The sequence below is a fragment of the Erythrobacter sanguineus genome, assembly GCF_900143235.1.
Classification (GTDB): Bacteria; Pseudomonadota; Alphaproteobacteria; order Sphingomonadales; family Sphingomonadaceae; genus Erythrobacter; species Erythrobacter sanguineus.
The window spans coordinates 128,391-151,320 of sequence record NZ_FRDF01000003.1; the positions used below are offsets into that span (position 1 = coordinate 128,391).

The window sequence follows — 22,930 nt, forward strand, 5'->3', positions numbered from 1 at the left end:
CGTTACTGATAGACGCAAGCATCGAGCCCGTCACGCCTGACGATGCCGATGCGGCGTTCGATGCTGTTGCCGTGGCGCGCCAGCCACCCGCCGGGGTTCTTGACGCTGCGTTTCTTGGGGCTGGGCAGGGCAACGGCCATGCGGCTCGCCTCGTCGGGCGAAAGCCGCGCGGCAGAATGGCCGAAATAGCGCTGCGCTCCGGCCTCTGCCCCATAGGTGCCGATGCCCGTTTCGGCGACGTTGAGGTAAACCTCCATGATCCGCCGCTTGCCCCACACCGCCTCGATCCAGAAGGTGAACCACGCCTCCAGCCCTTTGCGCAGCCAGCCGCCGCCCTGCCACAGGAACACGTTCTTGGCGGTCTGCTGGCTGATGGTGGAACCGCCGCGCTGACGCTGGCCCGCAAGCCGTTCTTCCAGCGCCTGCTCGATCGCTTCGCGGTCAAAGCCGAAATGGTCGCAGAAGCGCGAATCCTCTGCCGCGATCACGGCCGAAACCAGATTGCGGTCGATATTGTCCAGACTTTCCCAATCTTTCGTGATGCCGTTTTCGTCCATCACCATGGTCGCGGTGACCGGCACCGGCAGCCATTTGAAGGCGGCCACCAGCACGAAGGTCAGCCCGACAAAGCCGAGGATCGCTTTGGCAAGGATGCGGGTGATGAGGGCGACAGGACTGCGCATCATCTGCGCGTTTAGGGGCGGTGCGAGGTCGGCGCAATCGCCTCGCTGCTTGCAGTGCGCGAAAGGGCGTGCTTACCGTGCCGCCACGACAGGGGAGATTTTCCGATGCACTTGCTTCGCACCACCACCGCCGCCGCCTTCGCGCTTGTCGCTGCCGGGCTTGCCGCGCCGCTGCTGGCCGATGACCGCGAAACCGCGCGCGCGGTCGAGGCGGATTATGACGGCTATCTTGCGCCGCTGTTCACCCATTTTCACCAGAACCCGGAACTGTCCTACCTTGAAAACAACACTGCCGCGCGGATGGCCGCCGAACTGCGCGCTGCCGGGCTGGAGGTGACGACAGGCGTCGGCGGGACCGGCGTGGTCGGTATCATCAGGAACGGCGATGGCCCGCTGATCCTGCTGCGCGCGGACATGGATGGGCTGCCGGTGGAGGAGAAGACCGGCCTCGCATATGCATCCAAGGCGATGCAGATCGGCGAGGATGGCAAGGAATATCCGGTGATGCACGCCTGCGGCCATGATGTGCACATCACTGCAATGGTGGGCACGGCGCGGCGGCTGATGGCGATGAAGGACCAGTGGCGCGGCACGCTGATGTTCGTCGTCCAGCCGGCCGAAGAGCGCGTCGGCGGGGCCAAGGCGATGCTGGCTGACGGGCTGTACGAACGCTTTGGCAAGCCCGATCATGCGCTGGCCTTCCATGTCGCGGCGAACCTGCCGACGGGCAAGATCTCTGCCGCCGAGGGCATCCAGTATTCCAGCTCGGATTCGCTCGACATCCGCGTGCCGGGGGTTGGCACCCACGGGGCCTCGCCGCATCTGGGCAAGGACCCGGTCTATATCGCTTCGCAGATCGTCACCGCGCTGCAATCGATCGACAGCCGCGAGATCGGCCCGCTCGATCCGGTGGTGGTAACGGTCGGCTCGTTCCATTCGGGCTCCAAGCACAACATCATCTCGGATGAGGCGAAATTGCAGGTGACGGTGCGCGCCAATGACGAAGCGACGCGCGCGAAAGCCATCGCGGCGATTGAACGGATCGCGGTGAATATCGGCAAGGCCCACGGCTTGCCCGACAATCTGCCGGTCGAGATCACGCATGTCGCGGGAACGCCGGTGACCAATAATGATCCCGAACTTGCCCAGCGGCTCAACGCGGTGATGAAGCGCGAGCTGGGCGAGGCGGCGGTGGTGCCCTTCGTGCAGCAGAACATGGGGGCCGAGGACTTCACCTATTTCGTTTCGGAGAAGACAGGCGTTCCGGGCTATTTCTTCGCGGTCGGCGGCACCCCGCAGGCGGCGTTCGACGCGGCGAAAGATGGCGGCCCGGCGGTGGCGGGGCACCATTCCCCGCTGTTCAAGATCGCCCCGCGCGAAAGCGTGACGCTGGGCACGCGGGCGATGGTGGCAGCGGTGCTGGATCTGGCTCCGGCGAGTTAGGCAGGCAGCAAAAGCCCTCCCCGATCGTGCTGGGGAGGGCTTTTGCTTCTACCGCGCCGGACTTCTCCCGCGCTGGACGATGCTGTCGGTTCAGCCGAAGGCCGACCGACCGCTGCGCCTTATGGCTCGCAAGCCCAAAGGGCCGGATGCCCGAGTCGGCGCTTGCGGCAAAACAAACTACGCCGCCCCGGGCAGCAGCCTTTCGCCCGCGATCCGCTGCATTGCCTTTTGCAGCTTTTCAAAGGCGCGCACCTCGATCTGGCGGATGCGTTCGCGCGACACGTCATACACCTGCGACAGCTCTTCGAGCGTCTGCGGCTTGTCGGTCAGGCGCCGTTCGGTGAGGATGTGGCGTTCGCGGTCATTCAGGCTGTCCATCGCTTCGGTCAGCATTTCATGGCGCATGTGCGATTCTTCCGCATCGGCCACGGTTTCGTCCTGCAAGGGGCGATCATCGGTCAGCCAGTCCTGCCATTCGCCAGAGCCTTCCTCGCCCCCGCGCATCGGCGTGTTGAGCGAGCCGTCGCCGCCCATCATCATCCGCCGGTTCATGTTGACGACTTCCTGTTCCGGCACGCCCAGATCGGTTGCGATCTTGGTCACGTCCTCCGGCCTGAGATCGGTGTCCTCATAGGCTTCGAGCTGCTTCTTCATCCGCCTGAGGTTGAAGAACAGCTTCTTCTGCGCGGCGGTGGTGCCCATCTTCACGAGGCTCCACGAGCGCAGGATGAATTCCTGAATCGACGCCTTGATCCACCACATCGCGTAGGTCGCGAGGCGGAATCCGCGATCGGGTTCGAATTTCTTGACGCCCTGCATCAGGCCCACGTTGCCTTCGGAGATCAGGTCGGCCACCGGCAGACCATAGCCGCGGTATCCCATCGCGATCTTCGCGACGAGGCGCAGGTGAGAGGTCACCAGCTGTGCGGCGGCATCGGGGTCTTCATGTTCCTGATAACGCTTGGCGAGCATGTATTCCTGCTCGGCGGTGAGCACCGGGAACTTCCTGATTTCCGACAGATAGCGATTGAGGCTCTGCTCGCCGCTGAGGGCCGGGACCGAGGGGCTTTTCGTCTTCGTCACTTGGGTTCCTAACCTTTCTTGTGTCGACCGCCTGCGCCGAACCCCTGATGGGCATCCGGCAAACTGGGCCACGAGGTTATATATACGCCAAAACCGGGCCGCTGTATGCGTAATTCATCGATTATAACGCCGCAGTTCGTCGATGAGTTCCGCCATGTCGGGCGGCAGATCGGCCTGAAACCGGAGCGTTTCGCCGCTTGCCGGGTGGACGAATCCCAGCTCCGCGGCGTGCAGCGCCTGACGGGCAAAGCCAAGCTGATCGAGCAGCGGCCTGAGCGGTTTGGGGGTGCGTCCATAGACAGGGTCTCCCATTAGCGCATGGCCGATTGACGCAAAGTGAACGCGCACCTGGTGGGTTCGACCGGTTTCCAGCCGGCATTCGATCAGCGCGGCATCGGTGAAGCGCTCCTGCACGGTATAATGGGTGACGGCGGTTTTCCCGCGTGAGGAATTCTTGGGCAGCACGGTCATTTTCTTGCGGTCCGCATCCGACCGGCCCACCCGCGCATTGATCGTGCCTTCGGGGGGCAACGGGTGTCCCGCGCACACCGCCAGATAGCGGCGGTGGACGGTATGCGCGGCAAACTGCACGGCAAGGCCTTCATGCGCGGCATCGTTCTTGGCGACCACCAGCAGGCCCGATGTGTCCTTGTCGATCCGGTGGACGATGCCGGGCCGTGCGACGCCGTTAATGCCCGACAATTTCCCCCGGCAGTGATGCAGCAGGGCATTGACCAGCGTGCCGGTGATGTTGCCCACAGCCGGGTGCACGACCATGCCCGCCGGCTTGTCCACCACGACAAGATGCTGGTCTTCGTAAGCGATGGTGAGCGGGATATCCTCTGGCCCGGCCTCGGCGGGCATGGCCGCGGCGATAATGATGCGGAACGGCGCACCTTCGGCGACCTTCATCGAAGCGGAGGTCGCAGTCTTGCCCGCGACATCGATCCGCCCCTGGTCGATCAACCCCTGCACTCGTGAGCGGGAAAAGCCCGTCGCCTCGGCCAGCACCTTGTCGAGACGGGCCCCAGAACCTGCGGCGGCCGGGATGGTGCCGGTGATGATTTCGTGCTCGGACATGGTATGGGCATGCGCGATGGATGTCGAAGTGACAAGTCAGGCCCTTGCCGCCATGCGCCTTGCCGCTCGCAGCGCCCATCCGCGCGAAGCTTGCGGGATGTTGTTGGGCGAGGGCGGGCGGATAATCGAAGCGCGCACGACCGCCAATGTCCACCCCGCGCCTGAAACGCATTTCGAAATCGATCCGCAGGCGCTGGTCGATGCGCATCGCGCCGCGCGCCGGGGCGGGCTGCAGGTCATCGGATATTTCCACTCGCACCCCACGGGCGATCCTGTCCCCAGCATCACCGACCGCGCCATGGCGGCGGGCGATGGACGGGTGTGGGCGATCATCGCCGGGGAGCAGGTGCGGCTGTGGAAGGACGGGGGCAGCGATGCGGATGCGGGCTTCACGGCCCTTTCCTACGTCGTCACGGAGCGCTAGAATCGGGCGATGCTTTCGCATTTTCTGCCTTTTTCCGGGTATTGTGCGCTGCCTGCGCCAGGCCGACGCTGGCAAGCCGGGCGTTTTGCCCCTAGACAGTGTCTCATGTGTCTCCAACAAGGTCGGATCAACCACCAGCCATGACCTCGCAGACCGATCTTGCCGCGCTGCTGTGTTCGCGCCTGTGCCATGACATGCTCTCGCCGGTTGGCGCGCTTGCCAACGGGCTGGAGCTACTGGCTGAAGAGCAGGACCCCGAAATGCGCGCCCGCTGCATGGAACTGCTCGAACAATCGGCGCGGATCAGCACCGACAAGCTGAAGTTCTTCCGCCTCGCTTTCGGTGCCGCCGGGGGGTTTGGCGAAGCAATCCCGATCGACGAGGCGCAAAGCGTGATCGATGCGCTTGCGCCTGAGGCCAAGCGGGTGACGATCAACTGGGCGATTGCCGAACCGAGCCTGCCCAAGCCCGCGGTCAAGGTGCTGCTCAACCTTGCGCAGATCGCGCTGGATGCGCTGGTGCGCGGCGGCACGCTCGATATCGGGGCCGAACGGCGCGACGGCGCGGTCGAGATCGTCGCCCGCGCGCGCGGTGACCGGATCGCTTTCGATGAAACCATCGGCCGCGCCTTGCAGGGCGATCTGGCGCAGGCCGAAATCACCAGCCGCACGGCGGCGGCGCACATGATCGCGCTGGTCGCCGAGGAACTGGACGGCGGGCTGCAATACAAGCTTGGTGACGGCGTGCTGGTGCTTGGCGCGGTGCTGCCCGAGCCTGAAGGCCTGATCGGCTAGGGCTGCGTCGATGCCGGGCGCTGACGACGCAGAACTTGTGCACCGCGAGGTTCCCTCGCCCAACCACAATGAACGCAATCTGCCGATCAGCATGGTGGTGCTGCACTATACCGAGATGAAGCCGGTCGAAACCGCGCTGGAACGCATGTGCGATCCCGCCGCCTCGGTCAGCGCGCATTACTGCATCACCGAGGAAGGCGAGGTGATAAGGCTGGTGCCCGAACACGCCCGCGCCTGGCATGCGGGCCAATCGTTCTGGCGCGGCATTCCGGATGTGAATTCGGCCAGCATCGGGATCGAACTGGATCATCCCGGCCATGCGCTCGGCTATCGTTCCTTTGCCGATGCGCAGATCAACGCGCTGCTTCCACTGCTGGGCCGAATCGTGAAGCAGTATGACATCCCGCGCGCCAATGTGGTGGGCCATTCCTGCGTCGCGCCGATGCGCAAGATCGACCCGGGTGAGCTGTTCCCGTGGGATCGTCTGGCCCAATACAAGCTGTGCCTGCCGCGCCCGACCAATCTGGCCGCGGGCGATCCGTTCCACAACGAGGGCGCGTTCTTCCTCGCGCTGGAACGGTTTGGCTATGACATCACCGACCAGCGCAAGGCGGTCGAGGCGTTCGAGCGGCGCTGGCGGCCTGAACATATCACCGGCGTGGTCGATGGCGAGATCGCCGCGATCCTGTGGCAATTGCTGCTTGACCGCGATCAGGGTCGGACCCGTTAAGGCGGGGCTTTCCTACCACCCGAACAATGCCTATATCGGCGCGTATCAGGGGGCCTGAGGCAGCCGCGTGTGTTCGTGCGAAAGCACGGGCGCGCGAGGAAAGTCCGGGCTCCACGAAACAAGGGTGGCGGGTAACGCCCGCCGGCTCTGCTGAAAGGCGGGGCAAGGGAAAGTGCCACAGAGAGCAAACCGCCGATGGCCCGTTTTCGGGGACAGGCAAGGGTGAAAGGGTGCGGTAAGAGCGCACCGGGGCGCTGGCAACAGGGTCCGCATGGCAAACCCCACCCGGAGCAAGGCCGAATAGGGGCCGCGCGCCCGCCGCAAGGCGGGCAGGGGTGTTTCGCCCCGAGCGGCCCGGGTTGGCTGCTAGAGCACAGGAGCAATCCTGCGCCCAGATGAATGGCTGCCACCGCGGGGCCGGTCCGTCAGGATACCGCCCGCGGAAACAGAACCCGGCTTATGATGGCCCCCTGATGTTGTTGTCTAGTATTCCGCACCGCCTCCGCGATGCGAAATTCTCGCTCATGCGACCTGAAGGTCGCGTCGCTGCGGGCGGGCCGCAAGCGCGACCGCGCGCCCGCAAATCAGGAGCGCCCCACGCTCACATATTCGAACCCGGCAGCGCGCATGTCATCCGGATTGTAGACGTTGCGCAGGTCGACCAGCACCGGCGCATTCGCCAGTTCCTTCACCCGCTTCAGATCGAGCGCGCGGAAGGCGTCCCATTCGGTCACGATTACCACCACGTCGGCGTCTTCGATGGCTTCATAGGCGTTGTCGCACATGGTCACGTGCGGAAGCAGCGGGCGGGCCTGCTCCATGCCTTCGGGATCATAGGCGCTGACCGCAACGCCCCCATCCATCAGCGTCTGCGCCACGGCGATCGCGGGCGAATCGCGCATGTCGTCGGTATTGGGCTTGAACGTCAGGCCGAGCAGAGCCGCCTTCTTGCCGCGCGCCGCTTCCGGCCCGCCGAGCGCATCGATGACCTTGCGGCCCATTGCCCGCTTGCGGCTGTCATTGACCTTGACCACGGCTTCCACGATCCGCGTCGGGCTGTCGTAATCCTCGGCGGTCTTGAGCAGTGCGAGCGTGTCCTTGGGGAAGCACGAGCCGCCGTAACCCGGCCCGGCGTGCAGGAACTTGGAACCGATGCGGTTGTCCATCCCGATCCCGCGGGAGACGTCCTGCACATTCGCGCCGACCTTCTCGCACAGGTCGGCCATCTCGTTGATGAAGGTGATCTTGGTCGCAAGGAAGGCGTTGGCGGCATATTTGATCAGCTCGCTGGTGCGGCGCGAAGTGAACAGGATCGGGCTTTCATTGAGGAACAGCGGGCGATAGACCTCGCGCATCACTTCACGGCCGAATTCGTCCTCGGCGCCGATCACGATCCGGTCGGGCCGCTTGAAATCGCCGATCGCCGCGCCTTCACGCAGGAATTCGGGGTTGGAAACGACCGCAAAACGGTGCGGACTGCCTGTTCCGCGGATGATCCGTTCAACCTCGTCGCCGGTGCCGACCGGCACGGTCGACTTGGTGACGATCACCGACTCATTGGCGAGATGTTCGCCCACTTCGCGCGCTACCGCGTGGACGAAGGTGAGATCGGCATGGCCATCACCCCGTCGGCTGGGCGTGCCGACCGCGATGAAGATCGCCGCAGCATCCTTGATCCCTTCGGCCAGATTGGTGGTGAAGGTCAGCCGTCCGGATTTGACGTTGGTTTCCACCAGCGCATCAAGACCCGGCTCATAGATCGGCATGATCCCGGCGTGCAGCCGGTCGATCTTGCTCTGATCCTTGTCGATGCAGACCACATCATGCCCGAAATCCGCAAAGCACGCCCCCGACACGAGCCCGACATAGCCCGAACCCACCATCGCAATCTTCATGGATACCTGCCCTTGACCGAAACCGTCCGTAGTGCCCCCGCGATCATCTGCGCGAGACTAGATCGCCCGGTCGCCGTGGAAGATCCGCACCGGTCCGCCATTGCTGGCACAGGCCTGAATGATCCGCCGCTGGTCGCCCTCGAGCACGAGCGCTGTAAGCACACCCGAACGAAAAGCGCCAGTGTCAATGCCGATGCGGTTGCCGCAATCCATCACCCGTTCGAAGATGGTGTGGCCATGCACCACCACCTTTTCCAGCGGGCCTTCGTGATTGAGAAAGCGTTCGCGGATCCACAGCAGGTCGGAACGCTTCTGTTCGGCGAGCGGGCGGGCCGGATCGATCCCGGCGTGGACGAAGACATAGTCGCCGGCGCGGATCATCGGTTCGAAGGCGGCGATGTAGTCGCGTTCGGACTGCGGGACGAGCGCGGGCAGGCGTTCGAAGATATCCTCCAGCGGCAGCGTGGCAAGCTGCTTCTTCGACAGCCCATAGCTGATCAGCGTCTCGCGCCCGCCATGTTTGAGAAAATGCCGCAGCGCCTCGGGCTTTTCGAAGGCGGCGAGGAACATTTCCTCGTGATTACCGGCCAGAATGCGCACCTTGCGGGCCTGCTGCCACGCCCGGGCGCGGGCGATCACCCCGGCGCTGTCCGGCCCGCGGTCGACGAGGTCGCCAAGCAGCACGATACGGGTATCGGCGCTAGCCGCGATGCGATCGTCTTCCTCGATTGCGGTGATCATCGCCTCGAACAGATCAAGCCGTCCGTGGATATCCCCGATCGCGTAATGGCGCGTGCCCGCCTTCACCGCGGGAAGGCGCGGTGGCGGCTGGGGACGGAAAAGATCGCGCAATCGCTTGAACATAGAGTGGCTGCAGATCCGGTTCTGGCGGGGTGGCAGGCGGCAACGAACCCCGTGGCGCACCGTTCTCCTGCAAGACCGCAGCCTTTAGCCCTGCTGCGGACGAACCGCAACCGAGTGGACCGGGGCAAGTGGACAGGGGCAACTCGACCGGGGCGGCACCCAGCAGTGCCAGATCGGCGCTGGCACGCATTCAGTCGAGCGAGAAGCTGACGGTGGTGACCACGCGCACCTTCTTGTACGGGCTATCGGCCATGCCCCAGCCGCCTGCCTCGCCATCACGCGCCTCGATGGTGAAGTAGCCCTGTGTCGCATCGCGGATCTTGCCCACGGCAGAGCCCGAATCCTCGGCGAATTGCTGCGCGGCGGCGCGTGCGTCCCGGGTCGCCTCGGCCACCATCTCGGGCTTGACTTCATTGAGCTTGGTGAAGGTATAGCTCATGCCCGAACCCTCTTCCAGAAACACCCCGCGCCCGACCAGGTCGAACTGCCGCGCGACCGCTTTCTGCGCGCGGGCGATATCCTCGCTGCGCAGCGCGAGCCGCTGGCGCACAGTGTAGGTGGTGACACCTTCATTGGTATAGCTGGAGACATTGGCGCCGGTCGGCTGGAGCGCGCCCTCTGGAAAGCCCAGCTCCTTGAAGAAGCCCTCGATCGCCCGGGTATCGCGGCGCACCTTGTCCTGCGCTTCGGCAAGGCTGGCGGAGGAGGCGGAATAGGAGATCGTCCAGGTGGCCAGATCGGCGGTGACATCACGCTCGGCCAGACCACGCACGGTGACCGCACGTTCGGCATCCTTGGCGCGCAGCAGCCCGTCGCCCAGCAGGTATCCGCCAGCGATGATCCCGATGCCGGCGATTGCCGCGGTGCCGAACCAGCGCAAGGTGGTTGCATCGCGCGGAAAGCCGGGTTCGTCGATCACCGGTTGCGCCGTGGGTTCGCTCATCGCATTATCCTTCAGGTGTGGGAATTGATACGACGAGTTGTGCATCAGCGTCGATGAACCGTTTTTGAATGGAAGTTGCCATGGTAAAATATCTCCACTCCATGATCCGCGTCACCGATCCGGATGCGACGGTCGCGTTCTTCAAGCTGATCGGGCTGGAGGAAGTGCGCCGTTTCGATGTCTCCGCCGGGCGCTTCACGCTGATCTTTCTTGCCGCGCCGGGTCAGGAGGGGCTCGCGGAGGTCGAACTGACCCATAACTGGCCCCCCGAAGACGGCAGCGAACCTGAAACCTATGATGGCGGACGCAATTTCGGCCATCTCGCCTACCGGGTCGAGAATATCTACGAGACGTGCCAGCGCCTGAAGGATGCCGGCCATACCATTCACCGACCCCCGCGCGACGGGCATATGGCCTTTGTCAAATCGCCCGATGGAATCTCGGTCGAACTGCTGCAGGAAGGGCATCTCCCCCCGCAGGAGCCATGGGCGAGCATGGAGAATGTCGGCAGCTGGTAAAGCGCGCCGCACAACTTGGCTGAATCAAGTATACCTTATGTAAACCAACAAAAAATCAGGCCCGGTTGCAAGCGCAGCCCGGGCGCGATAGTTTGCTGGCTTACACGGGGAAGGGGTCGCCTTGTGCATTGCAGAGCCTGGCCTGTGGCAGTTGCTCGCGCTGCTACAGCATGAACTATTGCTGTTTGCAGGGATATTCTTCCTGATCGGTGCCGTGGACGACCTGGCGCTGGATGTCCTGTGGCTGTGGCTCTGGGCGACCGGACGTGCGCGAACCCGCCGCGATCTCCGTGCCGCATTGCAATCCCGCCCGCTGCATGGCCCTGTCGCCGTGCTGATTCCCGCATGGCACGAGGCAGCGGTGATCGGCGATACCATCGCGCATCTTCTGGCCAGCTGGCCGCAACCGCAGCTGCGGCTGTATATCGGCTGCTATCGCAACGACCCGGCCACGCTCGCAGCGGCGACGAGTGCGGCAAGGGGTGACATGCGCCTGCGGGTTGTGATCCATGACCGTGACGGGCCGAGCACCAAGGCCGATTGCCTCAACCGACTATATGCAGGGCTGGCGACTGACGAGGCGCGTTCGGGCCGGCAGTTCGCGACGGTGGTGTTCCATGATGCCGAGGACATGGTCGATCCGGCCGCGCTCGGCCTGCTTGACGAGACCATCGCCGGCGGGGCCGATTTCGTGCAGCTTCCGGTCGAGCCGCTGGTGCAGCGCCACGGCGGCTGGTTCGCGAACCAGCTGGGCAGCCATTACTGCGAGGAGTTTGCCGAGGCCCATGGCAAGGCGATGGTGGTGCGCGACTGGCTGGGCGCGGGGTTGCCGGGGGCGGGCGTGGGCTGCGCCGCCGCTCGCGCCGCGCTCGCAGGGCTGGCCGCGCGGCGTGCCGATGGCCTGCCCTTTGCCAGCGATTCGCTGACCGAGGATTACGAGCTTGGCATCGGGATTGCGTCGGGAGGCGGACGCTGCCGCTTTGTCCGGGCGCGCGGCGAAGACGGGCGGCTGGTCGCCACCCGTGCGTTCTTTCCCAACCGGTTCGAACATGTCGTGCGCCAGAAAAGCCGCTGGGTGCTGGGGATTGCCTTGCAGGGCTGGGACCGGGTGGGCTGGGCTGGCGGGCCGATCGAAGGCTGGATGCGCGCGCGCGACCGGCGCGGGCCGCTGGCGGCGCTGGTGCTGCTGACGGGCTATGTGCTGGTGCTGATGACTGCGCTGGGCGGGCTGGCGCTGCTGACAGGGGTGGGTGAGCCGGTGCCGCTGACCCCGCTGCTCAAGGCTCTGCTGCTGGTTAACTTGCTGGCCTTCGGCTGGCGCGCGGTCATGCGCTTTGCCTTTGCCGCGCGCGAATATGGCCCGGGCGAGGCCTTGCGTGCGGTGCTGCGCCTGCCGCTCGCCAATCTGGTGGCCATCATCGCCGGGCGACGGGCGGTGTTTGCCTATGCCGGCACACTCGGAGGGAAAGCCGCACCGTGGGACAAGACCGACCATGATGTTCACCCGCTGCGGATGGGCCTTGCCGGGTCGCCGCCGCAATGAAGCCAGCGGCGGGGGGCGCACCTGCGCGCGGCGTGCCGCTGCTGATGATCGGACTGGTGCTGGCCGGCTGGGTCGCTGGTCGCGCCTTGCTGTGGGAAAGCCCCTTTCTCGCCGCCGCCGTGCCATCTGCTACGGCTGCCGCTGGCGCGCCTTCTGTCCCTGTGCCTGAGCAGGGGGCCACCGTGACTGACCCGCTGCCCGCAGCCACTGACGCGCCGCCCCCCGCTCCGGCGCAGGCTGGCGCGTCTGCCGGGCGGGTGTCCCGGCTCGCCAGCCTGCGCTTGCCTTCCCCGCGCAAGCCGGCCGGGCTGTTGCCCCGGATGCCGACCGGGCCTGCCGCGCCGCCTCAACGCCCCGGCAAGGCAGACGCGGCAATGGCGATTGTTCCGCGCCGCTTGTCGGGCATGGCTGCACCCACATCCGCACCGGCACCCGCACCCGTATCGCCGTTGTCCCCGCCCGCAGCGCCTGCGCCGCGCGGGGACCGCTGGTCACTCGATGTGTGGGGCTTCTGGCGGCAAGGTTCGGATGCTGCGCCGATCTCGCAAGGGCGGGTGCCGGTCTATGGGGCGAGCCAGATTGGCGCGGTGCTGCAATATCGGCTCGCGCCGGGATCGGAGCGCGAACCGCGTCTGTATGCCCGCGCCTATCGCGCGCTGGTGCGGCGCGGGGAAAACGAACTCGCGCTCGGCGCCTCGCTGCGTCCGCTGCCGCGCGTGCCGGTGCGGGTGCTGGGCGAGGTGCGGCTGACCGATGGCGCGTTCCGCAACGAGCTGCGCCCGGCGGTGTTCGCGGTGACCGAGATCGCGCCGATCAGCCTGCCACTCGGCACCCGGCTTGAAGCTTATGGCCAGGCCGGCTGGGTTGGCGGGGCCGATGCCACGCCCTTCGCCGACGGGCAGGCAAAACTGACGCGCGAGATCGGTGCGGTGGCAGGCGCAACCGATGGCAGCCTGCGCCTGAGTGTCGGCGCGGGGGCATGGGGCGGGGCACAGGAAGGCGCGCAGCGGATCGACATCGGCCCGACAGTGCGGCTCGATTTCGCGGTCGGTGAGGTTCCCGCGCGCCTCGCGTTCGATTGGCGCGAGCAAGTGGGCGGTGATGCCGGGCCGGACTCCGGGCTGGCAGTGACCTTGTCGACACAGTTCTAGCGTTATACCAGCGCGCCAGGATGCTGACGCATCACGCGCTGGAAATGCTCAAGCGCCGCACGGGCTTAACCAATGCTCGATGAGTCAATCTCATCGAGCATTGGTATTAGGGTGCGCTGCGACCGGAACTTCGGACGAAAATCCGCATCTCGCGCACAATAAGGCGTCTTGCGCGGCTTTCATCGCCTGTGCCACTCGGCTAATCGCTATGGCATGGACGTTTACCTGCCCATTGCGAATCTTTCGGTCAACGGCCTCTTCATCGTGTTGTTGGGCGGCCTGACCGGCATTCTTTCCGGTCTGTTTGGTGTGGGCGGCGGGTTTCTGACCACCCCCTTGCTGATCTTTTACGGCATCCCCCCAACGGTGGCGGCAGCCTCTGCCGCGACGCAGGTGACCGGCGCAAGCGTTTCCGGCGTGCTGGCCCATTCGCGCCGCAACGGGGTCGATTACCGGATGGGCACGGTGATGGTCGGCGGCGGGGTGATCGGGGCGCTGATCGGTGCGGTGCTGTTCCGGCTGCTGCAGGCGCTGGGGCAGATCGATGTCGTCATAAACATCCTCTACGTTCTGATGCTGGGATCGATCGGGGCGCTGATGATGCGCGAGGCGATCGTTGCGCTCAGGCCGGCATTGCTTGGCAAGGGCGGGGCGCCGGTGCGCAAGCGGCGCCATCACCCGCTGGTGGCCAGCCTGCCCTATCGCTGGCGGTTCTATGCTTCGGGTCTCTATATCTCGCCGCTGGCGCCGCTGATCCTCGGGATGCTGGTCGGGATCCTGACCATGCTGATGGGGGTGGGCGGCGGCTTTCTGCTGGTCCCGGCGATGCTGTACATTCTGGGTATGAGCGGCAATGTCGTGGTCGGCACCTCGCTTTACCAGATCCTGTTCGTCACCATGGTCACCACCATGACCCACGCGCTGACCACCAAGGCGGTGGACATCGTGCTCGCAGCGCTGCTGCTGCTGGGTTCGGTGATGGGGGCGCAGTTCGGCACCCAGATCGCCTTGAAGGCGCGGCCCGAATATCTGCGCCTCGCGCTGGCCGCTCTGGTGTTGGTGATCGCGCTGCGGATGCTTTACGGGCTCGGCGTGCAGCCTGACGAGATCTACACGGTGGCACCGCTGTGAAACGGTCATTTGCCGTCCTCCTGCTGCTGTTGGCTGCGCCGTTCCTGACCGCTCAGAGCGAGCCGATTCTGGTGCCCGAGGTCAGCCAGTCGCGGGTCGAGGTGCGGCAGGGCTTCACCGGTGCCAACCTGCTGCTTTACGGCGCGGTCATCGCCCCGCGCGGCGCAGCGGAAGATTACGACATTGTGGTGGTGCTCAAGGGTCCGGCCGAGCCGGTGCGCATCCGCGAGAAGGAGCGCCTCGCCGGGATCTGGATGAACGCAGGGGCGAGCGATTTCCGCTCGGCGCCCTCGTTCTTCGCAGTCGCCTCCTCGCAGCCCGTGAGCGAGATCGTGGATGAACGCACGGCGGCCATCTATGAACTGGGAACCGACTTCATCCAGCTCTCCCCCTCGGGCCAGATCGATCCCGAGGAGCAGAGCCGCTATGCCAGCGGGCTGGTCGAGCTGCGCCGTCGCCAGGGCCTGTACAAGCAGGATCCGCAAGGTGTGCGGATCAGCGAGGGCGTGCTCTATCAGGCGCGCATCGCGTTGCCATCCAATGTCACCACCGGCGCCTATACCGCCGAGACCTTCGCCATTGCCCGCGGCCGGGTGCTGGCGAGCGCGACTGCGCGGATCGAAGTCGAGAAAGTCGGGCTTGAAGGGCAGGTGGTGGTGGCCTCGCAACGCTGGGCGTTGTTCTATGGCATGGGCGCGATCGCCCTGTCGCTGGCGATGGGCTGGTTGGCCGGAAGGGTTTTCGCGCGCGGCTAGGGCGCTGGCCGAAGTTGCCATCATTGACCCGATTTTAACCCCGTCTGCCCTATGCCGGCTGCCACGTCCCGACGCGGGCGCAAGGAAGGGAGCGCATGACCGATCACCCCAGGCAGGATTTCGAACGCTTCACCGGCCCGGAGCTGGCAGCAGAAGATGACGCGCCGGCTGCCAGCAGCGGCCCGCCCGACAATGCCCGCCTGCCGATCGGCGTGGTGCTGGAGATTTCCGGCTCCGGTTCGCAGATCGCCTTTGACCTCCAGCGCATCAACGAATGCATGGCCGATCCCGATCCCTCAGTGGCGCTGGCCGGACAGGTCGGCAGCCAGATCAAGATCCGCGTCGGCGATGCCTGGCTGCTCGCCAGCGTGCGCGACCAGCGCAAGGACCGCCGCACCGAAGGCGGGATCATCGCCCATATCGACTTCCTCGGCGAAGGCGGCGAGGAAAAGCTGACCGGCCGCATCCACGGCTTCAAACGCGGGGTCACACGCTATCCGGTGCCGGGCGCATTGTGCTATCCTGCCACCACCCGCGATCTTGAACAGATCTACGCCAGCGACGGGCGCGCCAGCGTCACCATCGGCAAGGTCTTCCCCACCAAGGACATCCGCGCCGGGCTGTATATCGACGCGATGCTGGGCAAGCACTTCGCCCTGCTCGGCTCGACCGGCACCGGCAAATCGACCAGCGCCGCGCTGATCCTGCACCGCATCTGCGAAGCTGCGCCCAAGGGTCACATCGTCATGATCGACCCGCATGGCGAATATTCCGCCGCCTTCCGCCAGACCGGCCAGATCCTCGACGTTTCCAACCTGCAGATGCCCTACTGGCTGATGAACTTCGAGGAACATTGCGAAGTCCTCCTGTCCAGCAGCGGCAATGAACGCCAGGTCGACAGCGACATTCTGGCCAAGTGCCTGCTGGCTGCGCGGGGCCGTAACCGGCTGGCCCAGACGATGGGCAAGATCACGGTGGATTCGCCGATCCCCTACCTCCTGTCCGACCTCAGCAACATTCTGCAGGACGAGATGGGCAAGCTCGACAAGGCGACCTCCTCTGCGCCCTATATGCGGATCAAGGGCAAGCTTGACGAATTGAAGGCTGATCCGCGTTATCAGTTCCTGTTTTCGGGCATGCTGGTGGGCGACACGATGGCCAACTTCATCGGCAAGATCTTCCGCATGCCCGGCAATGGCAAGCCGATCTCGATCATCGATGTCTCCGGCGTGCCGTCCGACATTACCTCTACCGTGGTTGCCGTCCTTTCCCGGCTCGTGTTCGATTTCGCCATCTGGGGCCGCGAGGAAAAGACCCGGCCCGTGCTGCTGGTGTGCGAGGAAGCCCACCGTTACGTCCCCAACGAAAAGAACTCTGATGGATCGTCTGTCGCCAAGATCCTCAGCCGGATTGCCAAGGAAGGGCGCAAATACGGCATCAGCCTCGGCCTGATTACCCAGCGCCCCTCCGACCTTGCCGAAGGCGTGCTGTCGCAGTGCGGCACGATCATCGCGATGCGCCTCAACAATGATCGCGACCAGGCCTTTGTGAAAGCCGCCATGCCCGAAGGCGCGCGCGGCTTCCTCGATTCGATCCCGGCGCTGCGCAACCGCGAATGCATCATCTGCGGTGAAGGCGTGGCGATCCCGATCCGCGTCACCTTCGACACGCTAGAGGAACACAAACGCCCCGCTTCCGAAGACCCGAGCTTCGTCGACCTGTGGAGCAGGGATGGCGGCGAGGAAGAACTGGTCGAGCGCGTGGTGATGCGCTGGAGAAGCCAGGGTTGATGCCTTTGTGTTCCGCACCGCGTCCGCGGTGCGAAATCCTCGCTCACGCGGCCTGAAGGCCGCATCGCTGCGGGCGCGCGGTCGCGCTTGCGGTCGCTGCGCGACCGATTTGATCTCCTTTCTCGTCACGTGCCTCTGGTATCGCCGTACAAATGAATATGCAGCCGGTCGCTCATCCTGAACCCGTGTTGCAAGCACAGGCCTGACAGCCACGCCTGCCGTTCCCGCTGGGCCGCGCTGTCCGTGCCCTCCGCCATCAGGAACACGCGTTCGGGCCGGAAGCGATAGCGGCGTTGGAGTTCGAGCACCTCGGCCACATCCTCCGGCGCGGCGATCACGAACTTCATGAACGCGCGCGGATCGGCAGCCCATGCGTCCAGCCGCTCGGGGATCAGGGCCAGATCGCCGGGGTTGCCGCTATGGGCAAGCTTGGGGCTGACATTATACTGATCGACCCGGATATCGAGCCGGACGGGCGGCGCGACCGTTCCGTTGGTTTCGATCTCCACCGCGATGTCCGGCAGGTGTTCCAGCATTTCCGCCAATGCGCCCGCCTGAAGCAGCGGCTCGCCCCCGGTGATGACAAGGCGGTTCTGGCCCAGCGCCGCGATCCGTGCCGCGACCTCGGCAGGCGAAAGCGTCACCTGATTGGCTCTGCGATCAAACACGATCCCGTCGCGGTGCGGCCTGTTGTCCCCTTCAAACCGCCACGTATAGGCGGTGTCGCACCACGTGCAGGCGAGGTTGCAGCGCGACAACCGCACAAAACCGACCGGCACGCCTGCGCTCGGCCCTTCGCCTTGCAGGCTCGCGAAAATCTCAGGCCCGCCGGTATCGTCGGTGGCAAGAGTAAGGTTCATGGCTTTTGCCCCGCACAAGCTGACATAGGCGACAAAGGCGACACCCTGCCAACTTCGGAAGATAGAGCAAAATCGTTTTCTACCAGAAGGATACTGGCTGACCGGCCAAGCGGACGGGCAGGGGAGAGGGGGCTGTTCTGCTGATCAAGGGCGCACATCGTGCAGCGCCTATGGCACGATTTCAGGCGGTAGGAAATTTTTGCCACAGCGACCCGCCCGTGCGGCAGCTTCTGGGCGGTTCGCGAAAAAAGCTGCCGTTCCGCTAGCGACCCCGTTTCGGACATTTTCAAAATCTAGCATGGGTTTGGGCCCGACACATGGAACGAAACTCAGCCATTCTTGTCATTATTGACAAGAATGGCTGGTTCACATAGTTGTCAGCGATGACAATGAAGGTGGCGAGATGGCTAGAGCTCAGATTGGCGACAAGCGCCGTGAACAGATATTAGCCGCTTGCGAGACCTGTGTGGTTCGCGAAGGCTTGGCCAAAACCACTTTGCAAAAGATAGCGGACGAGGCGGATTTGCCCCGTTCGCTGGTGCGCTATTTCATCGGGAATAAGGGCGATATCATCCCCTTGCTGATCGACAGGATGATCGCCCGCGCCGATCATGATTATGCCCAAATCCGGGCCAAGACAGGCTCTGTGACAACTCAGGATGCGATCGATTTCCTGTTCGAAACCGCGTTTTCGAATGAGGTGACAAACACGATTGTCGCCGAACTTTGGAAGCTGGGCGAGCGCGATGAGAGTGTTCGGCTGCGGCTGGCGGAAATGTATCGGAAAATGCAGCAGGCGTTGGCAGACCAGATGGCCGCCGACGGCATCGTAGGCGATGGTTCCCAGCGCATGTCTACGGCCCATGCCCTGATCTGCCTGGCTTACGGCAGCGCCAGTTTTGCGTCTCTCTACAGGCGCAAGGGCGAGATGAAATCGTCGAAGCAGGCTGCTCAGGCTCTTGTTACCGGCATGATGACGCAGAAAGAAAAAACAGCATGAAAAAGGTATTGATCGGACTGGGAATAGCGGCCCTTGCAGCTGTTTGTGCAGCCGCCTGGTTCTGGCCGAACATTCAACGCGCCCAGATGGCTGCAACGATGTTCTCCGGAGCCGAGCAGGTGGATAATTTCAGCCGCGCGCATGAGCTATTCCCGACCGCGACGATGACTGCCTCGGAGGCTCCATTCCAATTCCCCCGAGGCGAACCGATCAGCTTGCCCGAAAAATTCAGCTATCGCACCGCCGAACTTGATACTGCGCAGTTCCTCGAAGACACTGACACATCGGCATTGCTTGTAATTCACGACGGCAAGCTGCGCTTTGAAGACTATTGGCGCACGGGCGGTCGCGATGTCGAATGGCTCTCCATGTCGGTGGCGAAAAGTTTCACCTCAGCTTTGGTCGGAATTGCTGTCGATGAAGGGCACATCAGATCGATCGAAGAACCGGTTACCGATTATGTCCCATCGCTAAAGGGCTCTGCCTATGATGGGGTCCGGATTAAAGATGTGCTGCAAATGTCCTCTGGCGCAGCATGGGAGGAAAACTACGGCGACCCTGAATCTGATATTCGCCGCTTCGGTAATATTCTGGCGTTTGGTGGTTCCTACGAAGAGTTTTTGAAAACCGTGAGGCGCGAACGCGAGCCTGGCACATTCAACCGATACAACAGCGCCGAAACGCAGGTCTTGGGACTCCTGCTGGTTGCAGCGACCGGTCGTCCAGTGGCCGATTATATGGAGGAGAAGTTGTGGCAACCCTTGGGTACGGAAAACGATGCTCATTGGCTGGTGGATGATGAAGGGCTGGAAATGGTCTTCGCCGGGCTCAACGCCACGGCGCTTGATTACGCTAAGATGGGCGAACTCTTCCGGCTGAATGGCGCGTGGCAGGGCAGGCAGATAGTGCCCGCCGACTGGGTTAAAGCGTCAGTTACGCCAGATGCGCCCCATCTGATGCCGGGCGACAACCCGGCCTCCGATTTTGCCTTGGGTTACGGATATCAATGGTGGGTGATGGACGGCGATGAAGGCGAATATTCCGCCATTGGCGTCTACAACCAGTTCATCTACGTCAACCCAAGCCGCGATCTTGTGATTGTAAAGCTATCGGCCAACAGCGACTATGGCACATCCGAGGATGGATCCAGCGACAAGGAATTTGAGACCATCGAGCTTTTTCGGGCAATCGGTGAGGCGCTAGCTCCCGAAACGGCGGATTGACCAAAGTTCCATAGGACCAAGGCTGGCAAAGGGCAGCGGCGAGCCGACTTTTCGTCAGCTGCCCAACCACTTCCCGCCATTCGCGCGCGGTCCGCCGCTTCCCGAAAGCGGACATTTGCGCGCGCGCTTTGCAAATGGCGGCGAGGGTAGCCTAGCCCAGCCGTGCCAGTGCTGTTGTCAACCGCTCGACTTCGCCCTGATGGTGGGCGAGGTCGGCGCGGGCTTTTTCGACTGCTTCGGGTTTGGCCTTGTCCACGAAAGCCGCGTTGCCGAGCCTGCCTTCGAGGCTCTTGGCTTCCTTCGTGCTGGCCGCCAGCGCCTTTTCCAGCCGGGTCTTTTCGGCCGCCAAGTCGATGATCCCTTCGAGCGGGATGATGAACACGTCGCTGCCTGCGGTCACCTGCATCGCCGGGCCTGCGGGGGCCTCGCCGATGGTGATGGGCGTCAGACGGGCGAGGCGTTCAATCGCGGCGGTGCTGCGTTCGATGGTGCGCGCGGCCACATCCGAAGGCGCGGCCAGATAGGCTGCCAGCTTGGCCCCCGGCGCAATGCCGAGTTCGTTTTTCGCGCTGCGGGTGTTGGTGGTGAGGTCGATCACCCAATCAATCGCGTCGGTCGCTTGCCTGCTGATTTCCGCTTCCGGCGCGGGCCATTGGGCGAGGATCAGTTCGTAGGGTCGGTCGCCCAGCTTGTGCCACAGTTCTTCGGTGATGAAGGGCATGAAGGGGTGCAGCATGACGAGAATCTGGTCGAGCGCCCATCCGGCGACTGCGCGGGTTTCTTGCGCTGGCGGGCTGTCGGCGTCACTGGCAAAGACGGGCTTGATCAGCTCCAGATACCAGTCGCAGAACTTGCTCCATGTGAACTGGTAGATCGCGCTCGCCGCCGCATCGAAGCGCAGGTCAGCCATCGCGGTTTCGATGGCGGTGACGCAGCCCGCGACCTCGCCGATGATCCACTGGTTGGCGGCAAGGCGCGCAGGCGGGGCCTTGACGCTGGCTGACGCACCGATGCCGTTTGACTGGCAGAACCGCGCCGCGTTCCACAGCTTGGTGGCGAAGTTGCGGTAACCCTCGACCCGGCGTTCATCCATCTTGATGTCGCGGCCCTGGCTTTCCATCGCCGCCATGAAGAACCGCAGCGCATCCGCGCCATACTGGTCGATAAGGCCGAGCGGATCGACGACATTGCCCTTGGACTTCGACATTTTCGCCCCGTCCGCCGCGCGCACGAGGCCGTGGAGATAGAGCGTATCCCAGGGCTTTTGGCCCATGTTGTAATAGCCCATCATCATCATCCGCGCGTCCCAGAAGAACAGGATGTCAAAGCCGGAGATGAGCAGCGAATTGGGGTAGTGTTTTTGGAGCAGCGGCGCGCCGTCTTCCGGCCAGCCAAGCGTCGCAAAGGGCCACAATGCCGAGGAGAACCATGTGTCGAGCACGTCCTCGTCCTGCGTCAGCGCCACGCCTTCGCCCGCCTGCGCCTGCGCTTCTTCGGCGCTCGGCGCGACGTAGATCTTGCCCTCTGCGTCGAACCACGCCGGGATGCGGTGGCCCCACCACAACTGGCGCGAAACGCACCACGGCTGGATATCGTTCATCCAGTTGAAGAAGGTTTTCTCCCACGTCTTGGGCACGATGCCGATTTCGCCGGATGTGACCGCTTCGATCGGCTTCTTGGCGAGTTCGGCGGCGTTCACATACCACTGATCGGTCAGCATCGGTTCGATCACCACGCCCCCGCGATCACCAAAGGGCTGCATGATCACCTTGTCCTCGACCCCGAGCATCAGCCCCTCGGCGTCGATATCGGCGACCACGCGCTTTCTCGCCTCATACCGGTCAAGCCCGCGATATTCGTCGGGCACGAGGTTGAGCGTGTCGACGTCCTTGGAGGTGAAGGCTGCCCCGGCAGCGATTTCGCGGGCGAGGACGGCGACCTCGGCATAGGGCGCGCCGTCGCTGCGCATGGCGGCGACTTCATCCATCAGGCGGTACATCGGGATGTTGTTGCGGCTTGCCACGCCGTAATCGTTTTCGTCATGCGCGCCGGTGATCTTGACCGCGCCCGAACCGAAGGCGGGATCGGGGTAATCATCGGTGATGATCGGGATCAACCGGCGGTGTTCCTTGGGGCCAACCGGGATTTCGCACAGCATCCCCACGATCGGGGCATAGCGCGCATCATCGGGATGCACCGCCACTGCGCCATCGCCCAGCATCGTTTCGGGCCGGGTGGTGGCGATGGCGATATAGTCGCGCTCCTCCTCCAGCACGACATTCCCATCATCATCACGCTCGACATAGGTGTAGGTCGCGCCGCCTGCGAGCGGGTATTTGAAGTGCCACATGTGGCCCTTGACCTCGCGGCTCTCGACTTCGAGGTCGCTGATCGCGGTCTTCAGCTTCGGGTCCCAGTTCACCAACCGCTTGTCGCGGTAGATCAGCCCGTCATTATACAGGTCGACGAAGGTCCTGATCACCGCCTTGGTAAAGTGCGGGTCCATGGTGAACTGTTCGCGGCTCCAGTCCATCGAACAGCCCAGACGGCGCAGCTGGTTGGTGATGGTGCCGCCGGATTCGGCCTTCCATTCCCACACCTTGGCAATGAAATCCTCGCGGCTGTAATTGGTGCGCTTGTCGCCTTGCGCTTCCAGCTGGCGTTCGACCACCATCTGGGTCGCGATCCCGGCGTGATCCGTGCCGACCACCCACAGCGCATCCTTGCCGCGCAGCCGTTCATAGCGGACCACCACGTCCTGCAGCGTGTTGTCGAGCGCGTGGCCGATGTGCAAGCTTCCGGTGACGTTGGGCGGCGGGTTGACGATGGTGAAGGCTTCCGCGTCCGGGCGTTCCGGGCGAAACAGGCCATTGGTTTCCCAGTGGCTGTACCAGCGCGCCTCGATTTCGGCGGGGTCGAAAGTGGTGGGCAAGGTGGAGGCGATGGTGTCGGTCATGATGCCCCGCGCCATGCCAGCAGCCATGCTGCGATGCAACGGACAAGACAGGCGCGTGGCCCAG

20 protein-coding genes and 1 other RNA gene are annotated in these 22,930 nt (G+C 64.0%); 13 read left to right on the plus strand and 8 right to left on the minus strand.

The annotated features are described in order from the left end of the window. Nucleotides 1–2: 2 nt before the first annotated feature. Complete coding sequence (gene mtgA / locus BUA05_RS03080) at nt 3–686, minus strand: monofunctional biosynthetic peptidoglycan transglycosylase (protein ID WP_084662436.1); 684 nt, start codon at nt 684–686, stop codon at nt 3–5. 102 nt (nt 687–788) lie between these two features. On the opposite strand from mtgA, the gene BUA05_RS03085 reads away from it, so the two are divergent. Then, on the plus strand, nt 789–2,126 hold the full coding sequence (locus BUA05_RS03085) for an amidohydrolase (protein ID WP_072673197.1): 1,338 nt from the start codon (nt 789–791) through the stop codon (nt 2,124–2,126). A gap of 177 nt (nt 2,127–2,303) precedes the next feature. Here the strand turns inward: BUA05_RS03085 and rpoH are convergent, their stop codons facing one another. After that, a complete protein-coding gene (rpoH, locus tag BUA05_RS03090) occupies nt 2,304–3,146 on the minus strand; it encodes an RNA polymerase sigma factor RpoH (protein WP_425429512.1) in 843 nt (280 codons plus the stop codon). Nucleotides 3,147–3,323: 177 nt separating this feature from the next. After that, on the minus strand, nt 3,324–4,289 hold the full coding sequence (locus tag BUA05_RS03095; RefSeq protein WP_072673199.1) for an RluA family pseudouridine synthase: 966 nt from the start codon (nt 4,287–4,289) through the stop codon (nt 3,324–3,326). Between BUA05_RS03095 and BUA05_RS03100 the strand changes: the two genes are divergently transcribed. The 4 genes from BUA05_RS03100 (at nt 4,288) to rnpB (ending at nt 6,715) form a co-directional block, all read left to right on the plus strand. Continuing rightward, complete coding sequence (locus tag BUA05_RS03100) at nt 4,288–4,713, plus strand: M67 family metallopeptidase (RefSeq protein ID WP_425429510.1); 426 nt, start codon at nt 4,288–4,290, stop codon at nt 4,711–4,713. The genes BUA05_RS03095 and BUA05_RS03100 overlap by 2 nt on opposite strands. A 140-nt stretch (nt 4,714–4,853) precedes the next feature. Next, entirely contained in the window at nt 4,854–5,507 is a 654-nt protein-coding gene (locus BUA05_RS03105) for a histidine phosphotransferase family protein (RefSeq protein ID WP_072673201.1), read from the plus strand. Between the two features lie 10 nt (nt 5,508–5,517). Beyond that, a complete protein-coding gene (locus tag BUA05_RS03110) occupies nt 5,518–6,237 on the plus strand; it encodes an N-acetylmuramoyl-L-alanine amidase (RefSeq protein WP_072673202.1) in 720 nt (239 codons plus the stop codon). Nucleotides 6,238–6,282: 45 nt separating this feature from the next. Continuing rightward, nucleotides 6,283–6,715: RNase P RNA component class A (gene rnpB, locus BUA05_RS03115), an RNA gene on the plus strand. Nucleotides 6,716–6,821: 106 nt separating this feature from the next. Here the strand turns inward: rnpB and BUA05_RS03120 are convergent. The 3 genes from BUA05_RS03120 to BUA05_RS03130 form a co-directional block, all read right to left on the minus strand. Next, nucleotides 6,822–8,132, minus strand: coding sequence for a UDP-glucose dehydrogenase family protein (locus BUA05_RS03120; protein ID WP_072673203.1), 1,311 nt, complete (start codon nt 8,130–8,132; stop codon nt 6,822–6,824). A gap of 57 nt (nt 8,133–8,189) precedes the next feature. Further along, the gene (locus BUA05_RS03125; RefSeq protein ID WP_072673204.1) at nt 8,190–8,996 is read right to left on the minus strand and encodes a metallophosphoesterase family protein; all 807 of its coding nucleotides are present in this window, start codon (nt 8,994–8,996) and stop codon (nt 8,190–8,192) included. A gap of 190 nt (nt 8,997–9,186) precedes the next feature. Beyond that, the gene (locus BUA05_RS03130) at nt 9,187–9,939 is read right to left on the minus strand and encodes an SIMPL domain-containing protein (protein WP_084662437.1); all 753 of its coding nucleotides are present in this window, start codon (nt 9,937–9,939) and stop codon (nt 9,187–9,189) included. An 80-nt stretch (nt 9,940–10,019) separates the two neighbouring features. Here BUA05_RS03130 and BUA05_RS03135 point away from each other — a divergent pair, with 80 nt between their 5' ends. From BUA05_RS03135 to BUA05_RS03160, 6 genes are all read left to right on the plus strand, one after another. Further along, on the plus strand, nt 10,020–10,457 hold the full coding sequence (locus BUA05_RS03135; protein ID WP_072673293.1) for a VOC family protein: 438 nt from the start codon (nt 10,020–10,022) through the stop codon (nt 10,455–10,457). A 121-nt stretch (nt 10,458–10,578) separates the two neighbouring features. After that, complete coding sequence (locus BUA05_RS03140) at nt 10,579–12,000, plus strand: glycosyl transferase family protein (protein ID WP_084662438.1); 1,422 nt, start codon at nt 10,579–10,581, stop codon at nt 11,998–12,000. After that, entirely contained in the window at nt 11,997–13,151 is a 1,155-nt protein-coding gene (locus BUA05_RS03145; RefSeq protein ID WP_072673205.1) for a hypothetical protein, read from the plus strand. Before BUA05_RS03140 ends, BUA05_RS03145 begins: the two co-directional genes overlap by 4 nt. Before the next feature lie 213 nt (nt 13,152–13,364). Continuing rightward, entirely contained in the window at nt 13,365–14,282 is a 918-nt protein-coding gene (locus BUA05_RS03150; protein ID WP_072673206.1) for a sulfite exporter TauE/SafE family protein, read from the plus strand. Beyond that, complete coding sequence (locus BUA05_RS03155; RefSeq protein ID WP_072673207.1) at nt 14,279–15,037, plus strand: TIGR02186 family protein; 759 nt, start codon at nt 14,279–14,281, stop codon at nt 15,035–15,037. The genes BUA05_RS03150 and BUA05_RS03155 overlap by 4 nt, the downstream gene beginning before the upstream one ends. 95 nt (nt 15,038–15,132) lie before the next feature. Continuing rightward, entirely contained in the window at nt 15,133–16,827 is a 1,695-nt protein-coding gene (locus BUA05_RS03160; RefSeq protein ID WP_143150248.1) for an ATP-binding protein, read from the plus strand. Nucleotides 16,828–16,952: 125 nt separating this feature from the next. Here the strand turns inward: BUA05_RS03160 and BUA05_RS03165 are convergent, their stop codons facing one another. Continuing rightward, a complete protein-coding gene (locus BUA05_RS03165; protein WP_072673208.1) occupies nt 16,953–17,687 on the minus strand; it encodes a 7-carboxy-7-deazaguanine synthase QueE in 735 nt (244 codons plus the stop codon). A 466-nt stretch (nt 17,688–18,153) separates the two neighbouring features. On the opposite strand from BUA05_RS03165, the gene BUA05_RS03170 reads away from it, so the two are divergent. Further along, complete coding sequence (locus BUA05_RS03170) at nt 18,154–18,687, plus strand: TetR/AcrR family transcriptional regulator (protein WP_086616509.1); 534 nt, start codon at nt 18,154–18,156, stop codon at nt 18,685–18,687. Then, nucleotides 18,684–19,910 (plus strand): serine hydrolase domain-containing protein, encoded by a 1,227-nt coding sequence (locus tag BUA05_RS03175; RefSeq protein ID WP_072673210.1) that lies wholly within the window; start codon nt 18,684–18,686, stop codon nt 19,908–19,910. Before BUA05_RS03170 ends, BUA05_RS03175 begins: the two co-directional genes overlap by 4 nt. Before the next feature lie 151 nt (nt 19,911–20,061). On the opposite strand, the gene BUA05_RS03180 is transcribed toward BUA05_RS03175, so the two are convergent. Continuing rightward, nucleotides 20,062–22,866 carry a valine--tRNA ligase gene (locus BUA05_RS03180; protein ID WP_072673296.1) on the minus strand — a complete coding sequence of 935 codons (2,805 nt, stop codon included), beginning with the start codon at nt 22,864–22,866 and terminating at the stop codon, nt 20,062–20,064. Nucleotides 22,867–22,930: the final 64 nt, after the last annotated feature.